Source organism: Enteractinococcus fodinae, assembly GCF_031458395.1.
Classification (GTDB): Bacteria; Actinomycetota; Actinomycetes; order Actinomycetales; family Micrococcaceae; genus Yaniella; species Yaniella fodinae.
Map to the genome: position 1 here is coordinate 634,233 of NZ_JAVDYJ010000001.1, position 21,691 is coordinate 655,923.

General features: G+C 58.1%; 20 protein-coding genes and 1 tRNA gene. 10 read left to right on the plus strand and 11 right to left on the minus strand.

Annotation, left to right across the window (positions count from 1 at the left end; genetic code table 11):
* Positions 1-5 precede the first annotated feature (5 nt).
* Together J2S62_RS02955 and J2S62_RS02960 are read right to left on the minus strand one after the other, a co-directional pair.
* A complete protein-coding gene (locus J2S62_RS02955; RefSeq protein WP_310171240.1) occupies positions 6-1,475 on the minus strand; it encodes an NCS2 family permease in 1,470 nt (489 codons plus the stop codon).
* A 58-nt stretch (positions 1,476-1,533) separates the two neighbouring features.
* Complete coding sequence (locus J2S62_RS02960; protein WP_310171242.1) at positions 1,534-2,484, minus strand: phosphatase PAP2 family protein; 951 nt, start codon at positions 2,482-2,484, stop codon at positions 1,534-1,536.
* Positions 2,485-2,502: 18 nt separating this feature from the next.
* Here J2S62_RS02960 and J2S62_RS02965 point away from each other — a divergent pair, with 18 nt between their 5' ends.
* The 4 genes from J2S62_RS02965 to J2S62_RS02980 all read left to right on the plus strand — a co-directional run bounded on the left by J2S62_RS02965 (position 2,503) and on the right by J2S62_RS02980 (position 7,205).
* Positions 2,503-3,513: an o-succinylbenzoate synthase gene (locus J2S62_RS02965; RefSeq protein ID WP_310171244.1), complete on the plus strand. Its 1,011-nt coding sequence runs from the start codon at positions 2,503-2,505 to the stop codon at positions 3,511-3,513.
* Between the two features lie 10 nt (positions 3,514-3,523).
* Positions 3,524-5,290: a 2-succinyl-5-enolpyruvyl-6-hydroxy-3-cyclohexene-1-carboxylic-acid synthase gene (menD, locus tag J2S62_RS02970; RefSeq protein ID WP_310171245.1), complete on the plus strand. Its 1,767-nt coding sequence runs from the start codon at positions 3,524-3,526 to the stop codon at positions 5,288-5,290.
* A gap of 31 nt (positions 5,291-5,321) precedes the next feature.
* Positions 5,322-6,167 carry a sugar nucleotide-binding protein gene (locus J2S62_RS02975; RefSeq protein WP_310171247.1) on the plus strand — a complete coding sequence of 282 codons (846 nt, stop codon included), beginning with the start codon at positions 5,322-5,324 and terminating at the stop codon, positions 6,165-6,167.
* Between the two features lie 75 nt (positions 6,168-6,242).
* Positions 6,243-7,205: a hypothetical protein gene (locus J2S62_RS02980; protein WP_310171249.1), complete on the plus strand. Its 963-nt coding sequence runs from the start codon at positions 6,243-6,245 to the stop codon at positions 7,203-7,205.
* A 25-nt stretch (positions 7,206-7,230) separates the two neighbouring features.
* On the opposite strand, the gene lhgO is transcribed toward J2S62_RS02980, so the two are convergent.
* Positions 7,231-8,472, minus strand: a complete 1,242-nt coding sequence (gene lhgO / locus J2S62_RS02985) for an L-2-hydroxyglutarate oxidase (RefSeq protein ID WP_310171250.1) — start codon at positions 8,470-8,472, stop codon at positions 7,231-7,233.
* A gap of 9 nt (positions 8,473-8,481) precedes the next feature.
* The gene (locus tag J2S62_RS02990; RefSeq protein ID WP_310171252.1) at positions 8,482-9,762 is read right to left on the minus strand and encodes an isochorismate synthase; all 1,281 of its coding nucleotides are present in this window, start codon (positions 9,760-9,762) and stop codon (positions 8,482-8,484) included.
* A 419-nt stretch (positions 9,763-10,181) separates the two neighbouring features.
* On the opposite strand from J2S62_RS02990, the gene J2S62_RS02995 reads away from it, so the two are divergent.
* On the plus strand, positions 10,182-11,228 hold the full coding sequence (locus J2S62_RS02995; RefSeq protein WP_310171254.1) for a polyprenyl synthetase family protein: 1,047 nt from the start codon (positions 10,182-10,184) through the stop codon (positions 11,226-11,228).
* On the opposite strand, the gene J2S62_RS03000 is transcribed toward J2S62_RS02995, so the two are convergent.
* Both J2S62_RS03000 and J2S62_RS03005 read right to left on the minus strand, forming a co-directional pair.
* Complete coding sequence (locus J2S62_RS03000) at positions 11,225-11,758, minus strand: HIT family protein (RefSeq protein ID WP_310171256.1); 534 nt, start codon at positions 11,756-11,758, stop codon at positions 11,225-11,227. The genes J2S62_RS02995 and J2S62_RS03000 overlap by 4 nt on opposite strands.
* A complete protein-coding gene (locus J2S62_RS03005; protein ID WP_310171258.1) occupies positions 11,751-12,248 on the minus strand; it encodes a hypothetical protein in 498 nt (165 codons plus the stop codon). The genes J2S62_RS03000 and J2S62_RS03005 overlap by 8 nt, the downstream gene beginning before the upstream one ends.
* Before the next feature lie 153 nt (positions 12,249-12,401).
* Between J2S62_RS03005 and J2S62_RS03010 the strand changes: the two genes are divergently transcribed.
* Together J2S62_RS03010 and J2S62_RS03015 are read left to right on the plus strand one after the other, a co-directional pair.
* Positions 12,402-13,811 (plus strand): FAD-dependent oxidoreductase, encoded by a 1,410-nt coding sequence (locus J2S62_RS03010; RefSeq protein ID WP_310171260.1) that lies wholly within the window; start codon positions 12,402-12,404, stop codon positions 13,809-13,811.
* 14 nt (positions 13,812-13,825) lie between these two features.
* Positions 13,826-14,695, plus strand: coding sequence for a M48 family metalloprotease (locus J2S62_RS03015; protein WP_310171261.1), 870 nt, complete (start codon positions 13,826-13,828; stop codon positions 14,693-14,695).
* On the opposite strand, the gene J2S62_RS03020 is transcribed toward J2S62_RS03015, so the two are convergent.
* Together J2S62_RS03020 and J2S62_RS03025 are read right to left on the minus strand one after the other, a co-directional pair.
* The gene (locus J2S62_RS03020) at positions 14,692-15,180 is read right to left on the minus strand and encodes a hypothetical protein (RefSeq protein ID WP_310171262.1); all 489 of its coding nucleotides are present in this window, start codon (positions 15,178-15,180) and stop codon (positions 14,692-14,694) included. The genes J2S62_RS03015 and J2S62_RS03020 overlap by 4 nt on opposite strands.
* A 19-nt stretch (positions 15,181-15,199) precedes the next feature.
* Positions 15,200-15,688 (minus strand): YajQ family cyclic di-GMP-binding protein, encoded by a 489-nt coding sequence (locus tag J2S62_RS03025; RefSeq protein WP_310171265.1) that lies wholly within the window; start codon positions 15,686-15,688, stop codon positions 15,200-15,202.
* A gap of 171 nt (positions 15,689-15,859) precedes the next feature.
* Here J2S62_RS03025 and J2S62_RS03030 point away from each other — a divergent pair.
* Positions 15,860-15,944 (plus strand) — tRNA-Tyr (locus tag J2S62_RS03030).
* A gap of 59 nt (positions 15,945-16,003) precedes the next feature.
* Here the strand turns inward: J2S62_RS03030 and J2S62_RS03035 are convergent.
* Positions 16,004-16,750, minus strand: coding sequence for an IclR family transcriptional regulator (locus J2S62_RS03035; RefSeq protein WP_310171267.1), 747 nt, complete (start codon positions 16,748-16,750; stop codon positions 16,004-16,006).
* A gap of 139 nt (positions 16,751-16,889) precedes the next feature.
* Between J2S62_RS03035 and J2S62_RS03040 the strand changes: the two genes are divergently transcribed.
* Positions 16,890-19,385, plus strand: a complete 2,496-nt coding sequence (locus J2S62_RS03040; protein WP_310171269.1) for a GcvT family protein — start codon at positions 16,890-16,892, stop codon at positions 19,383-19,385.
* Positions 19,386-19,459: 74 nt separating this feature from the next.
* Here J2S62_RS03040 and fmdA read toward each other — a convergent pair whose 3' ends face one another.
* Both fmdA and J2S62_RS03050 read right to left on the minus strand, forming a co-directional pair.
* Positions 19,460-20,722 (minus strand): formamidase, encoded by a 1,263-nt coding sequence (fmdA, locus tag J2S62_RS03045; protein ID WP_310171271.1) that lies wholly within the window; start codon positions 20,720-20,722, stop codon positions 19,460-19,462.
* Positions 20,723-20,774: 52 nt separating this feature from the next.
* The gene (locus J2S62_RS03050; protein WP_310171274.1) at positions 20,775-21,068 is read right to left on the minus strand and encodes an FmdB family zinc ribbon protein; all 294 of its coding nucleotides are present in this window, start codon (positions 21,066-21,068) and stop codon (positions 20,775-20,777) included.
* A gap of 250 nt (positions 21,069-21,318) precedes the next feature.
* Between J2S62_RS03050 and J2S62_RS03055 the strand changes: the two genes are divergently transcribed.
* On the plus strand, positions 21,319-21,687 hold the full coding sequence (locus J2S62_RS03055; RefSeq protein ID WP_310171276.1) for a DUF488 domain-containing protein: 369 nt from the start codon (positions 21,319-21,321) through the stop codon (positions 21,685-21,687).
* Positions 21,688-21,691 lie beyond the last annotated feature (4 nt).

Below are 21,691 nucleotides of genomic sequence, written 5' to 3' on the forward strand. Positions count from 1 at the left end.
GGGACTTAGAGTCCCAACAGGTCCTCGAAGACGCCCATCCCGAAATAGAACACAAACGCGATGGCCACGACCCACAGCAGGGGGTGGACTTCGCGGAAGCGGCCTTGTCCGGTCCGGATCACCGCGTAAGCGACCAGCCCGGCACCAATGCCGTTGACGATTGAATAGGTAAACGGCATCAGCGCGAACGTGAGGAACGCTGGGATCGCAGCGCCCACGTCGTTCCAATCAATTTGGGTTACCTGCGAGACCATCATAAAGCCCACCACGACCAGTGCCGGGGCGACGGCTTCGAAGGGCACCAGGTAGATCAGCGGGGTCAAGAACATGGCGGCCAAGAACAGCACCCCGGTCACCACCGAGGCCAAACCGGTGCGGGCGCCTTCGCCGATCCCGGTACCGGATTCGACGAAGATCTGGGTTGAGGAGGCCGAACCGGCGCCACCGGCCGACACGCCCACCGCATCGACGAGTAGTACGCGGTGCAGGTTCGGAATGTTGCCGACCTGGTCTACGTTGCCGGCTTCGCGGGCCAGGCCCACCGAGGTGCCCATGGCATCGAAAAATACCGACAGCAAGATCGCAAAGACGAGCAAGGACGCCGCGATAGCGCCGATGGAGGAAAACGCGCCAAAAGAGAATTCGCCCAGCAGGCTCAAATCCGGAGCACTCCAGCCGGGCATCGACGGGGCAACCAGGCTCCAGCCTTCGGGGTTGACGTTGCCGGCCTCGTCCACGGAAGGGCCAATGTTGAAGACGGCTTCAACAATGTTGGCGAAAACCGTCGAGACAACAATGCCGATCAGGATCGCGCCGGGCACTTTCCGAGCCACCAGGATGGCGGTGAGTAACAGGCCGACCACAAAGACCAATACGGGCCAGCCGGTCAGCTCCCCGCCGATACCGAGCCCAAGGGGCACCGTGGTGCCGGCTTCATCGGGGAGGCGACGGACGAACCCGGAATTCACCAATCCGATCAGGGTAATAAACAGACCGATGCCCACCACAATGCCGGTCTTGATCGGGTCGGGGACCGCCCGGAAGACGGCGGTTCGAAACCCGGTGAGCACCAGCACGACCATGACCAGCCCGGCTAAAACTACCAGACCCATGGCCTCTGGCCACGTCAGTTCCGGGGTGGTGGCAATGGTGATGGCTAACAAAGCGTTGACGCCCAGCCCGGCGGCCAGCGCGAAGGGGTGGTTGGCCCACAGGCCCATCAGGACCGTGATCAGTGCGGCAATCAACGCCGTGGATGCTGCGACCGCCGAGATGCCGAGTTGTCCACCCGAGCCGTCGGGCCCGGATAAGACCAGGGGGTTGAGCACAATGATGTAGCTCATGGCCAGGAAGGTGGCGAGCCCGCCACGGAGTTCAGCACCGAGGGTCGAACCACGTTGGGAAATTTTGAAAAATTTGTCGAGTTTATTTTTTGGTTCGACGTCCTGCTGATTCACTGTGCGCAACGATGACATGGGAAACATCCTAGAACGTTTTGTTCGCGCGCGGTTAACGCACCGATTGTCGGATCGGTCACTCCGCTTCTCGGCCGGCCTCCCAGCGGAAGAAACTTGCCAACAATGCACACACGGCCGCTGACGCGCCGCCAATGAGTAGGGCTCCGAAGCCAAACCATCTGGTCGATGGCACGACTTCGGAGAAGTCAGCGGGCACCTGACCGAGTCCACCGGTGAGCAGCACAACGGCCAGGGCGCCGCCCAGACCGGCGATCGCGAGCAACCATAAGAGAATTTCGGATAGTGAGGCATACCGGGCACGAGAGCGCGGGGAGATGAGGTTGTAATCCACCGAAACTCGGTAAATGATGAAACCCCCCAGGAGAGTCCAGAAGCCCACCACGAGGTAGGCGGCCACGATGTCTGCGGGGCGGTGCCAGCCGTTCAAGAAGGTTGCCACGCCCACGGTGGCCGAAAAGAGCATGCCGATCAGTGCTACAAAAGAGCGCCAGCGCGGGGCCACTAATAAGAACACGGCCGCCGCGGTGGCGGTAGCAAACGTCACGTGACCCGAGGGCAACGAGTTGCCCGTGTAGTAGGGCACGCCATTGGCCAGTTCGGGACGATCCAGGAGCACCTTGAGCGCCTGGGTGGTCAAGTTTGCTGCCGCAAAGGTCAGCGCCACAATCAGTGAGGCGGCCCAGCGTCGTCGCCACAAGGTCAAGACCAAGAACCCCACGGCGGCTACTGAGGCCACCACGATGGGCAGGTCAGCCAATAGTCCGATCGAGGCCTCATGGAGGGATCGCAGCTGCAACTCGGCTGAGGCCAGGGCCGCATGATCCAGCACTTGGCCAGTCGAGGAGAGCACAAAGTTCGTGTAGATCGCCCACAGTCCACCGGCCATTAGCACGAGCATGATCAACCACGCCCAGATGCGCGATCCGGGCGCGCGAACGACCCGGCGGCGTCGCCGGGTGGCCGGCAAATTATCATCCGGCAGCTGATGGACAGAATCAGGGTGCATGGGGCCTAGACTAACGACATGGTCGACAACGCACACATCTTACCGCTAAACGCTGACGTTGCCCTGGAGGAGCTCGCCGCCAATGCCGTAGCCGTCGGATTGCCGATGAACACCCCGTTTCGCGACACGACGCTGCGAGAAGTCATGCTCATCAAGGGCCCGATCGGATGGGCTGAATTTTCGCCATTTCCCGAATACGGCGCCGAAGAATCCGCCCGCTGGCTATCTGCCACGATTGAGGCCGGGTGGCACGGTTGGCCCGAACCGGTGCGCCAGAGTGTGCCCGTCAATGCGACGGTCCCGGCCGTAGCCCCCGAGGATGTGGAGACGGTCTTGGCTCGGTTTGGACCGGTCACGGCGGTGAAAGTCAAAGTCGCCGAGGATGATGTGGCCACCGATATCGCGCGGGTGCAGCGCGTGCGAGAACTGCTTCCAGACGCTGACATACGCATCGACGGCAATACGAAATATAGCCACGACGAAGCTTTCGAAGTGATCACCGCGTTGCCCTTTTTGGCCTATGCAGAGCAACCGGTCCCCGGTATTGAACCGTTAGCCAAACTGCGTGCTGCGCTGCGTGACGCCGGCAGTTCCGTGCTGATCGCCGCAGATGAGGCCGTCCGCAAAGAAACCGATCCGTTAGCCGTCGCCCAAGCACAGGCCGCCGATCTGATTGTGGTCAAAGTCCAGCCCTTGGGTGGGGTTCGCCGAGCGCTGTCAATCGTGCAACACGCCGGGTTAGATGCCGTTGTGTCGTCTGCGTTAGATTCCTCGGTGGGGATTGCCGCCGGGGTGGCCTTGGCTGCGGCACTACCGAGCCTGGACCACGCCTGTGGTTTAGCTACCGCAGCACTGTTTCGCACCGAACCGGCACAACCGGCACTGCCCGTCAACGGGGTGCTGACCCCGGGGCCGGCGCCCGTCCCCGATGCTCAGCTCATTGAACAGCTGAAACTGCCAGATGAGCGGCAGCGATGGTGGCAGACCCGACTAGCAAAAGCACACAGTGTGCTGACCCAAAACGCGTAGGATGGACCGCATGGATTCCATGGATACCGCCCGCGCCATCGTCACCGCACTGCGCGACTCCGGTGTACGCCACGTGGTCATTGGCCCCGGTTCACGTTCCGCACCGCTGGTTTATGCACTGGCCGAAGCCGCCCACCCCGACCGGCTGCGACTCCACGTCCGTGTTGACGAACGCTCAGCGGCGTTCACCGCCCTGGGGATGGCACTAGCTTCCGGACGTCCCGCCGCGGTCGTCACCACCTCTGGCACGGCCACCGGTAACCTGCTGCCCGCCATGATGGAAGCCTCCCATGCGGACATCCGACTCGTGGCCGTCACCGCCGACCGACCCACTGAGGTTCAGTTCACCGGCGCCAATCAAACCACCGACCAGCGCGATATGTTCGGAGTACATGCGCGCACTTCGATCACCGTGACCGGTGATACTGCCGATTACGCCAAAACCCACGCCTCAGTGATGGGAGCACTGGCCGTCGGTGCCGGAACCGACAGCTCACCAACCGGCCCGGTCCACATCAACGCCCGCTTCCGCGAACCACTGATCCCAGAACCCGATACGCTGGCGGTTAAACGTGAAGCCGAGACCGGCGTGCAGCCGGTGATTACCCCCTCCCAGGCACAACCCCGATTTACTGCTGACAAGCGGTGGCAACAGCGCGGTGCGTCCTATCAGGATCAACTGGTTGAGGCCACGGGCTTACGGGAACGCCACACGGTGGTGGTTGCCGGTCATGGTGCCGGACCCATCGCCCACGATTTCGCCTTAGCCCTGGGACTGCCGCTCTTTGCCGAGCCGTCATCCAACGCCAGGTTTTCGCGCAACGCCATCGCAGCCTATCCCTATCTATTGGGGCCCGAAGGCGGCCACGGCGAACATGCCCACCGGTTGGGTAAACATATTCGTCGCATCGTGCTGTTTGGACGGCCCACCCTGTCGCGACAGCTTCAAGCCCTTCTCAAACGCGATGACATCAAATCCGCCATGTATTATCCGCGACCGGTCGGCTGGTTCACACCGGGCGCTCGCAGAGAAGAACTGATCACTGAGCTGCAATCTTTGGCAGAGTTCGCCGGCACCGGCCCACCGGGGTGGCTGGGGTCCTGGCAATCGGCCGCACTGCGTGCCCAACGCGCCCTAGAACAGGCGCTGACCAAACGACAGCATGTCGTCGGCAAGCCCGGAGCGATGCGTACCGCGCAATTAGTCTCGGCGACTGCCCTGGGTCAGCTGGTGTTGGGGTCCTCGTCGGTGATTCGCGATGTGGATCTCGTGTGGCGCCCACCGTCTGAGGCGACCGCGACGGTCTTTGCGCATCGCGGGTTGGCCGGCATCGATGGGACCATCTCGACAGCAAGCGGCATCAGTCTGGCGACCGGAGAACGCACCACAGTCATGGTTGGGGATCTGACGTTCCTCTACGACACCAACGGTCTGCTGATGGGCCCGACCGAGCAAGAACCCCACCTGGACATTGTGGTGATTAACGATTCTGGCGGGGCGATCTTCCACGGCCTGGAACACGGTGAAGTCGCGCAGCGTCCGGGCATGGCATCGGTGGTGGAACGTTTCTTCGGCACGCCCCACACCGTAGATATCGGCGCGATCTGTGCTGCCCACGGCATCAGACACGAGCGGTTAACTTCGGAACAACAACTTATCCATATGCTCGGAGACCCCACCGAAGGTCGACGAGTCCTCGAAGTGGTCTCAGATCGTAGCCAACGCTCTGACGTGCACGCCGCAGTCCAAGCCGCCGTTCGAGCCACCTTCGTCTAATGCACTCACAGAACAGGATGATGACAGGCTCATGACGCAAAAGCTCCAGCACGCACCCCAGCGTGTCCTTTTGGTTGGATGTGGGCAGGTCGGCACCGAACTCGGACAACGGCTCATCGCCGAGGGGGCGCAAGTTTACGGCCTGCGCCGAGACGCGCGTCAGTTACCGGTCGAATTTGAGCCCTTGTCCGTGGACCTGCTACAACCGGTGACCCAGGCGTTACCTACCGTTGATGCGATGGTGATAACCCTGACGCCGTCGATCAAAGACACCACCGGGGCAAACGGTTATCTGGCAGCGTTGCACCAATTGGCGCAGGCCCTGCCGCAGGTCCCACCTCGTGTGCTCTTTGTATCCTCCACTCGAGTCTTCGAAGGCGTAACCACCGAGCAGGCCATTACTGAGTCTGATCCGGTAGCCCCCGTGTCCGAACGCGGTGAAACCCTGGTTGCCGGCGAGGCTCTCGCAACCCAGCTGTTCAACGCGCATATCGTGCGCCCCGCAGGGATCTACGGGCCAGGACGCGAAATGTTACTTCGAAAAGTACTGGATCAAAAACCGGTTCAATATGCCCGTCGCACCAATAGGATCCACCAGACCGATCTCGTGCGAGCTCTGCATACACTCCTGATGCTCGACACTGCGCCCAACGTGCTGCATGCAATCGACCGCACCCCGGGTGTACTGCTAGGTGACGTGGTCAAATACCTTGCCGATCGCCTGCATGTGGCCCCGCCCCCGCCGGTCGAACCCGTCGAATCCGGTGGACGAATACTGAGCGGCGATCGATTAGCGGAGCTTGTGGGAACGTTGACCTACCCGACGTATCGGCACGGTTACGATCAGATCATTGCGGCTCGCGAAACGACACTGTAAGGCATTCCTGTTGGCTTCTCAGGATCTCAAGATAAGCTAGGGCAGGTCCTTCCCCAACCAACAGAGATGTGAATTATGCCGCGACTACCTCGTGCCATTGCTGCTCTGATGGCAGCTGCTGTGATGTTTGCTGGATGCAGTGCCGACCCGTCTGCCGCGCCTGCAGAGTCGACGCCTTCGTCCACCGGTGACAACACCGCGCAGCCTAGCCCGGAGCCCACGCCAACTCCTACCGAAGAGCCACCAGAACTCATCGGTGGTGGCACCGAGCTGTTCCCAGATAAGCGGTTCATCGCGCTCTACGGACACCCCACCTATCCCGAGCTTGGTGCGCTCGGAGAGCAAGGGCCCGAGGAAGCAGTCGAACGTGCTAAAGACCTCGCAGAATACTATGAGAAGCATACTGACGCCAAGATTATCCCGTCATTTGAGATCATCGTGACGATGGCGTCCGCTGCGCCCGGTAATGATGGCAACTACTCTGCGGTCGTAGATTTTGACGACCTGGATCCCTACATTGAAGCTGCAGAAGAACACGATGTGTACGTCGTCTTGGACTTACAGCCGGGCCACAATGATTTCCTGACCCAGGCCAAATTGTTTGAGGATTATCTCAAAGAACCCAACGTCGGCCTCGCTTTAGACCCAGAATGGCGCCTGGCCCCCGGTCAGGTGCATATGCAACAGATCGGCTCTGTTGACGCGGCGGAAATCAACGAGACCACCGAATGGTTGGCCGAGCTCACTGCCGAGCATGAACTGCCCCAGAAGATGGTCATCCTGCATCAGTTTCAATTGGCCATGATCCAAGACCGCGAAGAGATCAATACAGATCATTCCGAACTGGCCATCGTGCTCCACGCTGACGGCCATGGCACAGCAGAACAAAAACTCGACACGTGGGAAGCGTTGCAACGGGATTTGCCCGACGACATCTACATGGCGTGGAAGAACTTCTACCGCCAAGACAATCCGATGTTCTCTCCCAAGGAGACCTTCGAGGTTGAACCAAAGCCGTGGTTCGTGTCCTACCAGTAGCTTCCGCGCGGTCGCGTGCCACCGATTAGTCGTTGGCGTTTAGTCCGTGGGTCGCTGAGACCTCATCAACGATGTATTCGGCAATTGCCATCGAAGAGGTCGCACCGGGGGAGGGCGCGTTGCGAATAAACGTGGCCCGCCCCAGGTGTTCGATGACAAAATCATCGACTAACTGACCGTCTTCGTCCATGGCTTGTGCACGAATGCCACGGGTGATGGGCGTGGCCTGTGCTCCGTCGAGTTTGGGCACGTAAGCGGTCGCGCCATTGAGAAATTTTTTCCGAGAGACCACGGCAGTCAGCTCTCGGATCGCTGCTTTCATATTCCGTGCGGCAAACTTCCAAAAACCTTGATTGGTCAGGACTGCTGCGGTGTCTTTGAGCCCGATCTGCCAACCGGTGTAATTTTCTCGGCCAAATGACAAAAACGCGTTGGGCCCGACCAGCATTTCCCCATCGACGCGCTTGGTGAGATGCACCCCTAAGAAGGGGTAGGCGGGATCGGGTACCGGGTAGACCAGGCCGTTGAGGATCTGTCGGTGGGTCGGTGCTAACTGCGCGTACTGACCAAAAAACGGTACGATCGCGGGGAAAGCAGCTCCGCCCGCCATCCGGGCGAGCCGGTCTGACTGCAGACCGGCGCAGCCGATCACATAATCGAACTGCTCCGTCTGCTCATTATCGTCGGGTCCTCGCGTGGTGAGGACACACCCCTGCGCATCCACGCTGACATCGGTCACCTCGGTTGCTAACCGGATTGTTCCGCCTCCGGCCTGCACGTCATCGATCAGGGCTCGAGTGACCCCAGCAAAATCAATGATCGCAGTGTGCGGGGAGTGCAATGCCAGCACGCCCACCGCGTTGGGCTCAAGGCGACGAAGCTCATCGGGACCGATCAGTGCAACATCTGGCACCCCGTTGGCAACTGCCCGTTCAAAGATGGCCTCTAGACGCGGACGCTCGTCGGGGTCCAGCGCCACAACGAGTTTTCCGCAGGCCTCATAGGGCACACCCTTTGCCTGAGCGTAAGCAGTCATGAGCTCCACACCTCGGCGACAGAGCCGGGCTTTGAGACTGCCCGGCTGATAATACAACCCGGCATGCACGACGCCGGAATTATGCCCGGTCTGATGCGCCGCGACCGTTGCGGCTTTCTCAAAGACCGTGACCTTCGCTGCTGGGAAACGACGGGTGAGTTCGTTAGCGACTGCTGCACCGTTAATACCCGCACCGATAACGGCAAACGACGAAGAGCGCACAGAATTCATACCAGGATCCTAGAGTGCTTGGACACGCAGCGCTTTTTTCATCGGCCGCATTTTGGCATGGGTCTCAGCTAGCTCTGCAGCCGGATCTGAGCCATCGACAATCCCGCCACCGGCATACACTCGCACGTGATAAGCGTCTTCGATGAGACTGCCACGCAGTGCGATCCCAAATTCACCTTGACCATGGGCATCTAACCAGCCGACGGCCCCGGCGTAGAGGCCACGGTCCATCCCGTGGGTCTCGGCTTCTAGTTGCCAGATTGCATCCATTGCGGGCTGGCGTGGAGTACCACCCACGGCAGCCGTTGGGTTGATTTCCGCCACAAGATCCAGAATGGACGTTTCTGATGTCAGCTCAGCTGAGACATCTGTGGCTAAGTGATACACATTCGGCAGGGACAGGACAAACGGTTGGTCAGAGGTGCGCAATTGGGTGGCAAATGGCGCCAGCTTATCGACCAAGGAATCCACAGCGGCCTGATGTTCGAAGATCTGTTTGGGATGATCTGACAACTGCTCTGCAATGAGATCTTCATTGACTGCTACATTGCGATCCACGGTCCCAGCCAGCACCCGGGCTTTGGCAGCATTGGCCTGGCGGGCGATCAATAACTCCGGGGTTGAGCCAATCAGGTTTTCAACCTTATACGTCCAGGCGGTGGGATTATCCGACGCCAAGGCACGGATGGTGGCCGGGATATGGAATGGAGCGGCACCGGTGAGTAACTCGTCGCGAGCCAAGACGATTTTTTCAAAGTCTTGTTGCGCCAACATCTGGACCGCTTTCGCCACCGAGCGCTCAAACGCAGCTTCCGACAACTGGGCGGACACCGTTTTTAGCCCATTGTGTTCGGCGGCAGGTGGTTCTTGGGGGAGCTCTTCGAGGAAAGTCGTAAAGAGTGTTTCGGCGCTCGGGGGTGTTGCGGTTGATTCGTAGGTGTAGCGCAACCAAACGCCGTCAGTCGATCGATCTAACACAAATTTCGGCACGGTCACGATGGAATCAACTGCCGAACGAGCATCAAAAGTGAAAGCCGCAAAACAGATCGGAGCGGCAGCGGTCAGGGATGCAGGGAGCTCAGGGCCCGCCTCAGCGGTGAGCTCGGTCCAGCGATCCCGCGCGGCAGTGAATCGTTCTGGGCCACGTGTGGTGAAGCGGAATCGTTGGCCAAAGCCGAGTTTGCCCATCCGGTGTCGCGAAAATGCACAGGTGGCCTTGCCTATGATTTCGGTAGGCAATTGGGCCACTTGTGCCTCAGACAGTTGAAAAGCTGCGGCGGTAAAAGACATGATAGGCAATAATGTACCGGTTTTTTCGCTGGTGCGGGTTCGGTAGTCTGAGACATCATTGCCAACGGGAAGGCTGGGCTATCAGGGAGAGTGCGATGAACCAGCACAAGGGTCTCATCTGGCCGCGCCGAACTGTCCTGTGGGCGTGGCTGCGAAAACGGCGGCATGGTGCGCCACAGTCTCAGCGGCAACGCCTGCGGAAAATGCGCTGATCGATGCGGCCTGGTGACTAACACGTGCGGGACCTTGGTATGGCTGCGATAGCAGATGCTGCTCGCACAGCTGAAATACGGGGTACTGCGGGGTAACCTCTGTTGATACGGGCCATGACAGCGGTAAGTTTATGTGCCATACGAGCACAAGTTCGTACAACGGTGATTCCAGGGGCCTAAATGGGCCGCTAGTGTAGGGTTATACGGGTGGACATTTCTATTTCGCTGCCTCCGGGTATTGACGCGCTGCGAGAGCACGAGCAGCTATTTGATGCGCTGTTGACCAGCTTATCGAAGATCGAAGATGATCTCGCTGACGCGCTAGTGTACGCGGACCAGTTGGCGCATCTGACGACGCGGCACTTACTGGATGCCGGCGGTAAGCGAGTCCGCCCCATCGTGACCGTTCTATCCTCAATGTTGGCGGATGAAAATGTCGGGTCTGGACTGGTTACAGAGCCCAACGACAACATTCGTAAGGTTGCCGTCGCGTTAGAATTGACGCATCTGGCCACGTTGTACCACGATGATGTCATGGACGAGGCTGATCAACGTCGCGGTGTGACAGCAGTTCATCAGCAATGGTCCAACTCGATTGCTATTCTTGCCGGCGATCTCATCTTTGCCCGAGCCTCAGGTGAAATGTCGTCGCTGGGAACTCGTGCGGTGCGGGAGCATGCTCGCACTTTTGAGAAACTGGTCATGGGCCAGCTGTGGGAAACCGTCGGTCCCGAAGCCGATGATGATCCCCTGGAACACTATCTTCGCGTTATAGACGGCAAGACGGCATCCCTGCTCGCTACGAGCGCTTATCTAGGGGCACTGCTTGCCGGCGGGTCCGAAGAGCTCATTGAGATCGCAGCGACCTATGGTGGCAACGTCGGGATGGCATTCCAGCTGGCCGATGACATCATTGATGTCACCAGCCCGTCCGATACCTCGGGCAAAGTCCAGGGCACGGATCTGAAAGAACGCGTCGAAACCTTACCGGTCTTGTTGTTGCGTGAAGCAGCATCCCAGGGCGATGCCGATGCGGTAGAAGCCCTGAAACTCGTCGACGGGCCACTGGACACTGATGAGCAATTAGAAAATGCGGTGCGCGCGGTGGCCACCCATCAGGTGATTGAGCGCGCCTGGGAACTCACCGATCAGTGGGCACGCAAAGCCATCGACGCCTTAGACGGTTTAGCTGATTCACCCGTCAAAACTGCCCTACAGCTCTTTGCCGAATATGTCGTCTCTCGGGACGCTTAGTTCTCTGGTAAGAAGGTTTTGGCCGGATTCAAGGTGGCCTTGATATCTTGGGCGATCTCGGCCCGGTAGGCCACATCCATCGGTTGCCGAAGGTGGCGGTATAACATGTCGTTTGCATACCGCGGGAACACATGCAGGTGGTAGTGCCACACGTGCTGGTTCCCGGAGGGCTCATTATGTTGCCGAGTGGAGATGCCTTCAGGATTCCATGCCCGTTTCATCGCAAACGCTACTTCGCGCACCATCAACGAGATACGCATCAGTACTCGGTCGGGCAAATGATACAGGGCCTCATAATGCTCGGTCGGACAGATCATGACGTGCCCGGCGCGCGGCCCGAACCCATCGGCCGCGGCGAAGACGATGAGATCGTCATCCTGATAGATCACATCGGAGAGTTCGCATCGATTGTTCGGGTCAGCTACGTCCCCGTTAACCAGACCACAGAACGGGCAAACGTACCCGGCAGGAGCATGCGATTGGATCTGCGGCGGCGTGGGATGCGGCCCGTGGCCGGTGTAGTCAGTCAAGGTCGTCCTCCGTGTAGTTCCAGGTCAAAGTCTCTGTGATGAATTCTGACACAGTTGAGTCCGTGGATTTCCACGTTCCAGCACCGTCTGGCTCATCGGCCCCGACAGTGCGGTGAAAAATAATTGGGTCGGGCAGCGTGACCTGATCCAGCGGGACGGCCCAGACGGTCGATTCATTGGCGTCTTCGACGAACATCACCATGTTGTCACGGATCTCGAGTTCGTCTGGATCGAAAAAGAAATGATTCGTTTCCATCATCTCTGAGGTCCCCAAGGCCAAATAAAATTCTTGCAACGACAGGGGAATAAGACGGTCTGCTGTGGGCTCGTTCCCCAGTTCCTGTAATTGTTGTGCAGCAATTGACTGTTGCACTTGGTGTTGCAGCTCGGCCGGCGGCATGCCGTCTGATGCTTGCCACGGGCGATCCAAGAGTTTTGAAACTAACCCTTGAAATCCTGGATAAAATACTGGTGTATCGCGTCGAGCCATAGCTACTAGTGTAGTCACGAATTTTGTCCCAGCCACTGTTGCTGATCGCTGAATTCATGGCTGACAGCCAGCATTAGGGGATACGGTAGTTACGTAATTAGCATTGCTAGTACTTGTGTCTCTATGAACAAAGGGAAATTAGTGTCCGAAACTATGCATCGTCCATTGCGGATCGCCATCATCGGTGCCGGTCCGGCCGGTGTGTACACCGCTGATTCACTCCAGAAAGCCGATATCGATTTTGAGGTGTCCATCGACCTCTTTGATCGATATCCAGCGCCTTTCGGGTTGATTCGGTATGGTGTGGCACCCGATCACCCACGGATCAAGGGCATCATCAAAGCCCTCCATCGGGTCATGGATCGTGGCGACCTTCGGTTTATCGGCAACGTCGACTATGGCACCGACATTCATTTAGACGAACTGCGCACATACTACGACGTGATTGTCTTTGCTACCGGAGCCATCAAGGATGCCCGGCTAGATATTCCGGGGGTAGACGCCCAAAACTCCTTCGGAGCCGCCGACTTCGTCAACTGGTATGACGGTCATCCCGATGTAGATCGGCACTGGGACTTGTCAGCAAAAGAAGTTGCCGTCATTGGCAATGGCAACGTCGCGTTAGACGTGGCCCGCGTGCTGGCCAAACCTGCCCGTCAAATGCTCGAGACCGAGATCCCCGATAACGTCTACCAGGGCCTCGCCGCATCACAGGTCACCGACGTCCACGTATTCGGGCGTCGTGGTCCCGCACAAGTGAAATTCACTCCGCTCGAGCTGCGGGAACTCAACAGCATTGAAGACTGCGAAATCGTCTTGTACGAAGACGATTTCGAGTTTGACGAAGCTTCCGAAAAAGCCGCCGAAGAGTCCAACCAGGTGCGCAACATGGTCAACACCTTGACCAACTGGTTACTCGAACAAGAAGACAGACCAGAAGGCAGTGGCGCGTCCCGTCGACTCCACCTGCACTTCTTGGAAGCGCCAGAAGAGATCCTGACCGAACACGGCAAGGTTGCTGGTCTGCGGATGCAGCGCATGGAGCTCGACGGCACCGGTAACGTCCGGCCCACCGGCGAAATGAAAATGTACCCCGTCCAGGCCGTCTATCGTGCCATTGGATACTTCGGTTCTGCCGTGCCGCAAATTCAATTCGATGAAGAACGCGGCATCATCAAAAACGAGGAAGGCCGAGTCTTGGGTGCTGATGGGCAGCCGGTCCCGGGGCTTTACACCGCAGGCTGGATCAAACGTGGGCCGGTTGGACTTATCGGACACACGAAGGGTGATGCTTTAGAGACGATTGGTCACATCATCGAAGATGTCGACCATCTCTACACGGCAGAAAACCCTGATGAGCAGGCCATTTTAGACCTGTTAGCGAGCCGTGGCATTGAATATAGTGACTGGCACGGCTGGAAAAAACTGGATAATTACGAGATCCAACTGGGTGATATGAAAACAGCCAACGGCCCGGTCGAACGTGAGCGAGTGAAGGTAGTCGATCGTGAAGAACAGCTTCGACTAGCTGCGGCTCGAGCTCGCGAAGCAGCACATAGTTAGAGGAACACGTCTGTATGCAACGCGCAACGCGAAATCGTACGAAAACCTGGTTTCTATTTGCCCTCATGTTGGGCATTCTGGTTGCGATCGGTGGTGTGATCTCTGGTTCCACCGGCAACGGTATGTGGATCATCCTGTTCACCGGGATCGGACTCGTGACCACTGCGGTCACCTACTGGAATTCCGATAAGATCGCGTTGCGCAGCATGCAGGCCTACCCGGCCGACCCGCAGCAGTTCAAGGGCCTCTACGATATGGTCTACGATCTTGCTCAAAAGGCTGGCGAACCGGCCCCGCGGATCTACATTGCTCCAACACATCAGCCCAACGCGTTTGCCACCGGCCGCAATCCAGAAAACGCGGCGATCTGCTTTACCGAGGGCATCATGCATTTGCTCACGCCGCGTGAACTGCGTGCGGTGACCGGACATGAGCTGATGCACGTCTACAACCGCGACATCCTGACCTCATCGGTTGCCGCAGCCCTGGGCACCATCATCCAAGGTGTGGCATACATGCTGATGTTCAACCGCGGAAATAACAGTAACGCCTTGCTGAATCTGCTCGGTGCGATTCTCGCACCGCTTGCCGCCGGTTTGATCCAGGCCGGGATTTCGCGGGACCGGGAGACCTCGGCCGACCATGATGGAGCGTTGTTAACTGGCGATCCGCTGGCACTGGCCTCAGCCCTGCAAAAGATCTCTGGGGGAGTGCAACGACATCCGATGCCGGCAGAGGATCATCGGGTAAAATCCGCTTCGCACATGATGATCGCCAACCCCTTCGCCGGCCGAGTCCGCAACTGGTTCTCTACGCATCCTGCGATGGAGGACCGGGTGGAACGGTTGACCCAGCAGGCCCGGGACATGGGTCAGAGCCGTTAGTGCGAGTGTGCGCTGCTACCGGTAGGACGTTGTTCCCAGTGCCGTTGCAGCTCGTCATCAACCGGCCGCTCTAAGAGTTCATTGCGCGTATTCTGTGCCCATCGCAGGGCTTCTTCATGATCGAGGCGCGCTTTGCGGGAGAGCTGATCAACCTGATGCGCATGCGTGGCATCTGTAACCGGGATCGGGTCGGTGTGCAGTTCTTCCAGCTGCGATTCCAGAGCTGACTGTGCTTGTGCGGCCATTTCTAGACGCTGGGGTGCGGTCATAATATCGACGAGGCTCTCATCCACCAAAAGGCCCTCAGGGTGCCGGAACCCATTGCGTAGCGCGGGCTGGAGCACATCGTCAATATCGATATGGACTTCGGGTTCGGTCAGGGTCATTTGTTCAAACGCATCACCATCTTCTCGGGACACGAGGAACTGTCCGACGGACATCGGCGTGGTGTAGATGATCTTGTTGAAGGTGATGAGGTACATCATCGCAAAGACTCCTAAGCGGTTATTTGAAGTTAATGAACTGTAGCGGGGCGTCCTCGAAGTCACGCAGGAGGTTGATGGTGGCCTGCAGGTCATCTCGAGACTTCGATGACACGCGCAACTGATCGCCCTGAATGTTGGCTTTAACAGACTTCGGTGCCTCATCGCGGATTAATTTCGAGATCTTCTTGGCGGTGGGCTGGTCGATGCCTTCTTTAATCGTGGCGGTGATTTTGTGCTGTTTGCCCGTGGCCACAGGTTCTGAAGCGTCGAGGGCTTTTAAAGAAATGCCACGGCGAATCATCTTCGACTGCAAAACGTCCAGCGCCGCATTGACGCGTTCTTCGGCGTTTGCCGTGAGCGTGATGGTGTTTTCGGTGTGCTCAATCTCGGCACCGGTGTCTTTAAAGTCGTAGCGCTGTTGAAGTTCCTTGGCGGCTTGGTTTACAGCATTGGCAACTTCTTGTTTGTCCACTTCGGACACGACGTCAAAAGTCGATTCCTTGGCCATCTGGCCTCCTTGCACACGTGATAACTGGTTCTGGTCAAAGTTTAGCTTGAATCCCTGACTCACCATATGACTCGGACTCTAGCCTGCCCGCCGAGCACAGGTAGGGCACCGATTCGCAAAAACAAAAAAGTGCTGGTAAGGTAAACACTCGTGCACGCAAGACGTGGACATGGCAGATTACCCAAGCGGCCAACGGGGGCTGACTGTAAATCAGCTGGCATTGCCTTCACTGGTTCGAATCCAGTATCTGCCACCAATGCTTCATAGCAGCAAAACCTCGGTGTAAACCGAGGTTTTTTCGTTTCCTGCAAGGTCTCAGTCCAGCAGCCGCCCGTGTTGGGCGACCACGGTCTGGAGTTCCTGCGCGCGGGCCGCAAAAGTCTCCGGTGGGAGATCGTGGGTAAACCCAGTAACTGTAACGGCCGCAACAATCCGGTCTTGACTGCCGAGCAGGGGCACGCCGATTGCTGTCATATCTTCATCCCACTCATTATTCGACACCGCCCAGCCTCGCTGCCGCGCCAGCTCAAGATCAGCCATCAGAGCCGAAGTATCCGTGATGGTGTGAGGGGTAAACCGGTGCAGGGACTCGGAGGCTATCCGGTCACGGATCTGCTGGTCGGCAAATGCTAGTAAGACTTTGCCGCTACTTGTGGCGTGGCCAGGGGTACGACGCCCCACATATTGCCGCGGAGTAAAGAATTTATCCGGTGGATCTGACTGTGCGATGTTCACCGCATAGGTGTCGTCCAAAATCGCCACGTTTGCTGTGAGATTGAAGTGCTCAGCCACTGCCTCCACGAGCAGTTGAGCGGATCTGGTCAGGTCGTATTGCGAATTCACGGAGCTAGCGAGCTGCAAGATGCCATGCCCAAGTTCATAGGCTAAGCTGTCGGGCTGTCGAGTTACCAGCCGGTGTCGTTCAAGTGCTGTCAGCAGCCGCGAGGCAGTCGACTTATGGACGTGGAGCTCTTGGGCAATCTGGGTAACCGTGGCGTGCTGTAGTCCGTTGAGGGTCCACAAGATCTGTAGTGCTCGGTCGACTGATTGGTTCGAGCTCATTCGTCTCGCCCCTTCCGGTTGTTCATCGCGACCCCCTTGTCTGCGCAGCGGGCCACTGACTACACTGAGTGACACACATCACAGTTGCACTTTATGCATAAGTTGCAACATGCGCAACCCCGGCTTGGAAGGTAGTTCGATGGCGGTAACAGAACTCAAGATACTGATAATCGGCTCGGGTGTGGTTGGCGCTGCACTGGCTGATGAACTCACACAACGCGGTGTACGAGACGTCACGGTCGTGGATCAAGGTCCCTTATACACCACCGGTGGCTCCTCATCCCATGCTCCGGGGTTTGTTTTTCAGGTCAATCCGTCCAAAGCGATGTCGGAGCTGGCCCAGCGCACACTGAACAAGCTTGATGAACTTGATCCTGGCGGCGACGACGAATGGCTGCTCAAACGCGTTGGCGGTCTTGAGCTTGCGTATACCGATGAGCAGATGCGGGAGTTGAAACGCCGACACGGTTTCGCTCAGTCCTGGGGTGTGGAATCAGCACTCATCGATGCCGACCGCGTGCACCACCTCTGGCCAGCGATCAACACCACCGATTTGGTCGGTGCGTTACACACCCCCACCGACGCCGTGGTGCACTCGGCGCGAGCCGTGGCTGCTCAAGCCAAGCGCGCGATAGCTCATGGGGCCACGTTTCACGAATACACCCAAGTGGTCGACCTGGTCACCGAAGACGGGGCCGTTACCGGCGTCAGGGTAGTCGATGCTCTAACCGGCGAGCGCCAACGTATCATCGCAGCGGATCTGGTGGTCGCGGCCGGCGGTATCTGGGGCCCTACGATCGGTCGATGGCTGGGTCGCAATTTACCGATGCAACCCATTGAACACGGTTTGGGCTTCAGCCACGAACTGGATGAATTTCAAGATGCGGTCAATGATGAAGCTTGCGATTTCCCGATGGTCCGTCACCAGGGTGCAGGAATCTATTTCCGACAACAGGGCAAGCGCCTGGTCATCGGTGCCTATGAGCACCGCCCTCTTGAGGTGCGGCAAGATGAAATCGCAACACCAGCTGAAGCGCTCCGTACCGGACGCCAACCGTCCATCCATGAATTCACCTATGACGAATACGAACCCACCTGGCAAGAAATGCAACGGGTCTACCCTTCCGTGCAAGAGGTTGGACTCGATACGCAGCGGTCCTTCAACGGCCTGTTTTCCTTTACCCCCGATGGCGGCCCATTGTTGGGGCCTTCACAAACTGTGAACGGTGTATGGCTAGCCCAAGCAGTCTGGGTGACTGCCTCCGCGGGGGTGGCTCAAGTCGTAGCTGACTGGATCACCACCGGACACCCGGGAATCGATACGGCTGATCTCGATGTGGCTCGGTTTGATCGCCAGTTGCTCTCCCCGGAATTCGCCCGCCAAAAAGGGCTGGAATCTTACGACGAAGTGTATGACATTCGCCATCCACGCGCGGCGTCGGTCAAGCTGCGTCGGCTACGCACCTCACCGTTTTATTTCCATCAGAAGCTCGCCGGGGCACACTTTGTTGAAGCCAACGGTTGGGAGCGACCCCTATGGTTGGACGATAATCGTCGCGTGCTCGACGAAGCAGACCTGACCTTCCCGAAAATCCCGCCCTGGGATGCTGCTGAGTTCTCGCCGGTCGCCGTTGCTGAAGCGTGGGCGACTCGTCATCGTGTGGCCATGTATGACATGACGTCGCTGATGCGATTCCGGGTCGCTGGCCCTGACGCTACGGCCCTGCTAGAGCGGGTGTGCACCAATACCATCGCTAAAGCGCCGGGCAGCGTCATCTATACGTTAATGCTCGATGAGCGCGGGGGCATCCTGTCGGATATCACGGTGACGCGACTTGACGACGAGGAATACTTCCTGGGCGTCAATAGTCACCGCGATCTGGTGCATCTGCGCAACCAAGTTCGTGACAGTGAACGTGTCGCAATCACTGATGTCTCGGCGGGCACATGCTGTATCGGCCTGTGGGGCCCTCATGCGCGCGATGTGCTCAGTCAGCTGACCGATGACGACATCAGTCACGAAGGGTTCGGGTACTTTACTGCAAAGCATCTCTACGTTGCAGCCGTGCCGGTCCTTGCCCTGCGGGTGTCCTATGTTGGGGAGCTCGGATGGGAACTGTATACCACCGCCGACCATGGGGCGCGTTTATGGGAGGAAATCCAGACGGCAGGGAATGCCTTTGGGCTTGTGATCGGTGGGCGGTTAGCCTTCAACGCCCTCCGGCTGGAAAAAGGCTATCGGGCGTATGGTGCCGATATTACGCGCGAACACCGACCCGAACAGGCCGGGCTAGGCTTTGCGGTGTCGAAAAATAAGACCGCGTTTCTCGGCAAGGAAGCGCTGTCTACATCCCCGATGACTCAACGCCGGATGGTGTCGCTCACCTCAGATTTTCCCTTCGGGGCGCCGAATCCTGGTTCGCCGGTGCGTGATGCCGGCGGGCAACTGGTCGGCTATACCGCCTCGTCAGATTTCGGCTACACAGTCGGCAAGACCATTACTTACGCCTGGGTGGATCCACAGTACGCACAACCTGACACGGAGCTGATCATCAAGCATTTTGATCGCTGTGTCCCAGCGGTGGTCGCAGCTGATCCCTTGTATGATCCAGCCGGAGAGAAGCTGCGCTGCTAACGCGGTCGCGAACCCTCAAATCACAGGGTCGGAACCGCACGGGTCCCCACCCTGGATGTGGTGTGGAGGGCTCGTTAACCGTAAGTCGGGTCTGCGGCTTTCGGAGCGCCCATGCCGGGATCAATTTGATGGGGACCGTTGGCTGATGGACGGACATCAAAATCGAAAATCGCCGTGGGAATGTAGACCGTCGAACACGAGTTTGGGATATCGACAACCGAGGAGAGCCGACCCTCGATCGGTGCGGCTCCTAGCAGGAGGTAGGCCTGCTCTTTGGAGTAACCAAACTTCGATAAGTACTCGATGGCATGCAGAATCGCGCGCTGATATGACAGGTGCGAGTCAAGATAGCGCTGCTCACCGTCAAGGGTCACCGAGGTGCCCGAGAATGAAATCCATTCGCTGAAATGCGGGTCCTGACGTCCCGGCATGAAAATCGCATTTTCGGCCACCCCGTAGGTTTCCATGCCACCTTTAATCAGGTCCACGTGCAGCTCGATGTATCCTCCCATCTCAATGCCACCGCAAAAGGTGATCTCACCGTCCCCCTGGGAAAAGTGGAGGTCGCCAATCGAGAAGTTCGCGCCGTCGACGAAGACGGGATAAAACACTCTACTGCCCTTGGTGAGGTTTTTAATGTCCTGGTTGCCGCCATTTTCTCGTGGCGGCGCGGTCCGGGCGGCTTCTGAGGCCACGCGGTCCCAATCATCTTGGGAGATACCGCCCAGCACTGCCTCATCGGGTTCGGGCGGTAGCGCCAATGGGGGCACACGGTTCGGATCGGTGGCAATCAGATCGCCTTCGCGTTTATTCCACCTTGCTAATAGTTCAGGGCTGGGGGCGGTGGCCATAATGCCCGGGTGGATGAGGCCCTCGAATTTTACTTCGGGGATGTGACGGGAGGTAGCCCACGGACCGTGGAAATCCCACACCGCCTTGTAGGCGTCAGGGAATTGCTCTACCAGGAAGCTGCCGCCGTTGGATTTTGCAAAGATTCCGGTGTAACCCCATCCTTGACCGGCTAATGGGCCTTCTTCTTGAGGTATTGGTCCGACATCGAGAATATCGACGATGAGCAGGTCACCGGGCTCGGCACCTTCGATACGAAACGGGCCTGTGAGTCCGTGAACTTTGTTCATCGGGGCGTTGAGAATATCATCTGCTGAATCATCATTTTTGATAGCCCCGTCAAACCATTCACGGGAGTCTACTCTGAAGCTATCACCGGGCTTGACGGTTGCTACCGGCGGGATCTCGGGATGGTATCGATTGTGGCCGACCTTTTCTTGGTCAGTAAAGGGTTTGTCAGAATTCAGGGGGAACAGATTGCCAAGCATGCTGGACCTTCCTCTGCGTGAATAAACAGCTACGAGTTGGACAGACTGCCAATTAGGGCCGAGGCAGTTTCTGGTGCAGTGGGTTGGTGGAGTATTGCGGTGAGTGGTGGCGCCCATTGGGAGTACCGGTAAGGGAATTGACCACCTGGGGCGTTTCCGCGGTGGCGTTGGTGGCATCGAGAATTCGCATTTGCGCGGAATTACGTTGTGAGGGTCCGATGGCTGGTAACTTACTGGTGGCCCGTTGACCACAGTGCGGGCAATCCAGGGTGTCCGGTTTGTCATGCATCGTAAAGAATGCTTCGAAAACATCTCCTTGCGGACACCTGTAATCGTAGAGGGGCATGGAAAAGTTCCTCTCGTTGACGACATGCGTCTGACAATTTGAGCCAAGCACAATGCGCCGGGGCGCACAATGGGGCTGACTTGGGCTGGTATCGTCGTTGGTCTTTCAACGGTGCTAAAGCATGCGGTCCGCTCGGCTAAGGGTAGTGACGTAACCGGTGAGATACGCCGGGTATTTCATTGAACAAACTGGGCTCACCATCGGATGCTGGCCGGTTGTAGCTGGTTAAACAGCGGCGTAGGGTACGCATATGAGCAGACCGAAAATCGTGCTGAAGCGGGTCTATGATGATGCTGCTGAAGAGGACGGCCAGCGCGTGCTGGTCGATCGATTATGGCTCCGCGGACTCAGCAAATCGCAGGCACAGATCGATTTGTGGCTAAAAGACATTGCCCCGAGCCCTGAACTGCGCACCTGGTGGGACCACGACCCAGACCAGTTTGATACTTTTGCGCAGCGATATGAACACGAGCTCGAAGATGAGGATCACACCGAAGCCGTCGCGCAGCTGCTCTCTCTGATACATGATCACGACCGGGTGACGCTGCTCTATGCAGCCACAGACGAGCAGGTCAACCATGCACGGATACTCCAGGACTACCTCAGGCGGAAAAGCTAATGGG

Coding starts and splice junctions, on each gene's coding strand:
- J2S62_RS02955 (WP_310171240.1), bottom strand. CDS start 1,475: ATGTCATCGTTGCGCACAGTGAATCAGCAGGACGTCGAACCAAAAAAT.
- J2S62_RS02960 (WP_310171242.1), bottom strand. CDS start 2,484: ATGCACCCTGATTCTGTCCATCAGCTGCCGGATGATAATTTGCCGGCC.
- J2S62_RS02965 (WP_310171244.1), top strand. CDS start 2,503: ATGGTCGACAACGCACACATCTTACCGCTAAACGCTGACGTTGCCCTG.
- menD (WP_310171245.1), top strand. CDS start 3,524: ATGGATTCCATGGATACCGCCCGCGCCATCGTCACCGCACTGCGCGAC.
- J2S62_RS02975 (WP_310171247.1), top strand. CDS start 5,322: ATGACGCAAAAGCTCCAGCACGCACCCCAGCGTGTCCTTTTGGTTGGA.
- J2S62_RS02980 (WP_310171249.1), top strand. CDS start 6,243: ATGCCGCGACTACCTCGTGCCATTGCTGCTCTGATGGCAGCTGCTGTG.
- lhgO (WP_310171250.1), bottom strand. CDS start 8,472: ATGAATTCTGTGCGCTCTTCGTCGTTTGCCGTTATCGGTGCGGGTATT.
- J2S62_RS02990 (WP_310171252.1), bottom strand. CDS start 9,762: ATGTCTTTTACCGCCGCAGCTTTTCAACTGTCTGAGGCACAAGTGGCC.
- J2S62_RS03005 (WP_310171258.1), bottom strand. CDS start 12,248: ATGGCTCGACGCGATACACCAGTATTTTATCCAGGATTTCAAGGGTTA.
- J2S62_RS03010 (WP_310171260.1), top strand. CDS start 12,402: ATGCATCGTCCATTGCGGATCGCCATCATCGGTGCCGGTCCGGCCGGT.
- J2S62_RS03015 (WP_310171261.1), top strand. CDS start 13,826: ATGCAACGCGCAACGCGAAATCGTACGAAAACCTGGTTTCTATTTGCC.
- J2S62_RS03020 (WP_310171262.1), bottom strand. CDS start 15,180: ATGATGTACCTCATCACCTTCAACAAGATCATCTACACCACGCCGATG.
- J2S62_RS03025 (WP_310171265.1), bottom strand. CDS start 15,688: ATGGCCAAGGAATCGACTTTTGACGTCGTGTCCGAAGTGGACAAACAA.
- J2S62_RS03035 (WP_310171267.1), bottom strand. CDS start 16,750: ATGAGCTCGAACCAATCAGTCGACCGAGCACTACAGATCTTGTGGACC.
- J2S62_RS03040 (WP_310171269.1), top strand. CDS start 16,890: ATGGCGGTAACAGAACTCAAGATACTGATAATCGGCTCGGGTGTGGTT.
- fmdA (WP_310171271.1), bottom strand. CDS start 20,722: ATGCTTGGCAATCTGTTCCCCCTGAATTCTGACAAACCCTTTACTGAC.
- J2S62_RS03050 (WP_310171274.1), bottom strand. CDS start 21,068: ATGCCCCTCTACGATTACAGGTGTCCGCAAGGAGATGTTTTCGAAGCA.
- J2S62_RS03055 (WP_310171276.1), top strand. CDS start 21,319: ATGAGCAGACCGAAAATCGTGCTGAAGCGGGTCTATGATGATGCTGCT.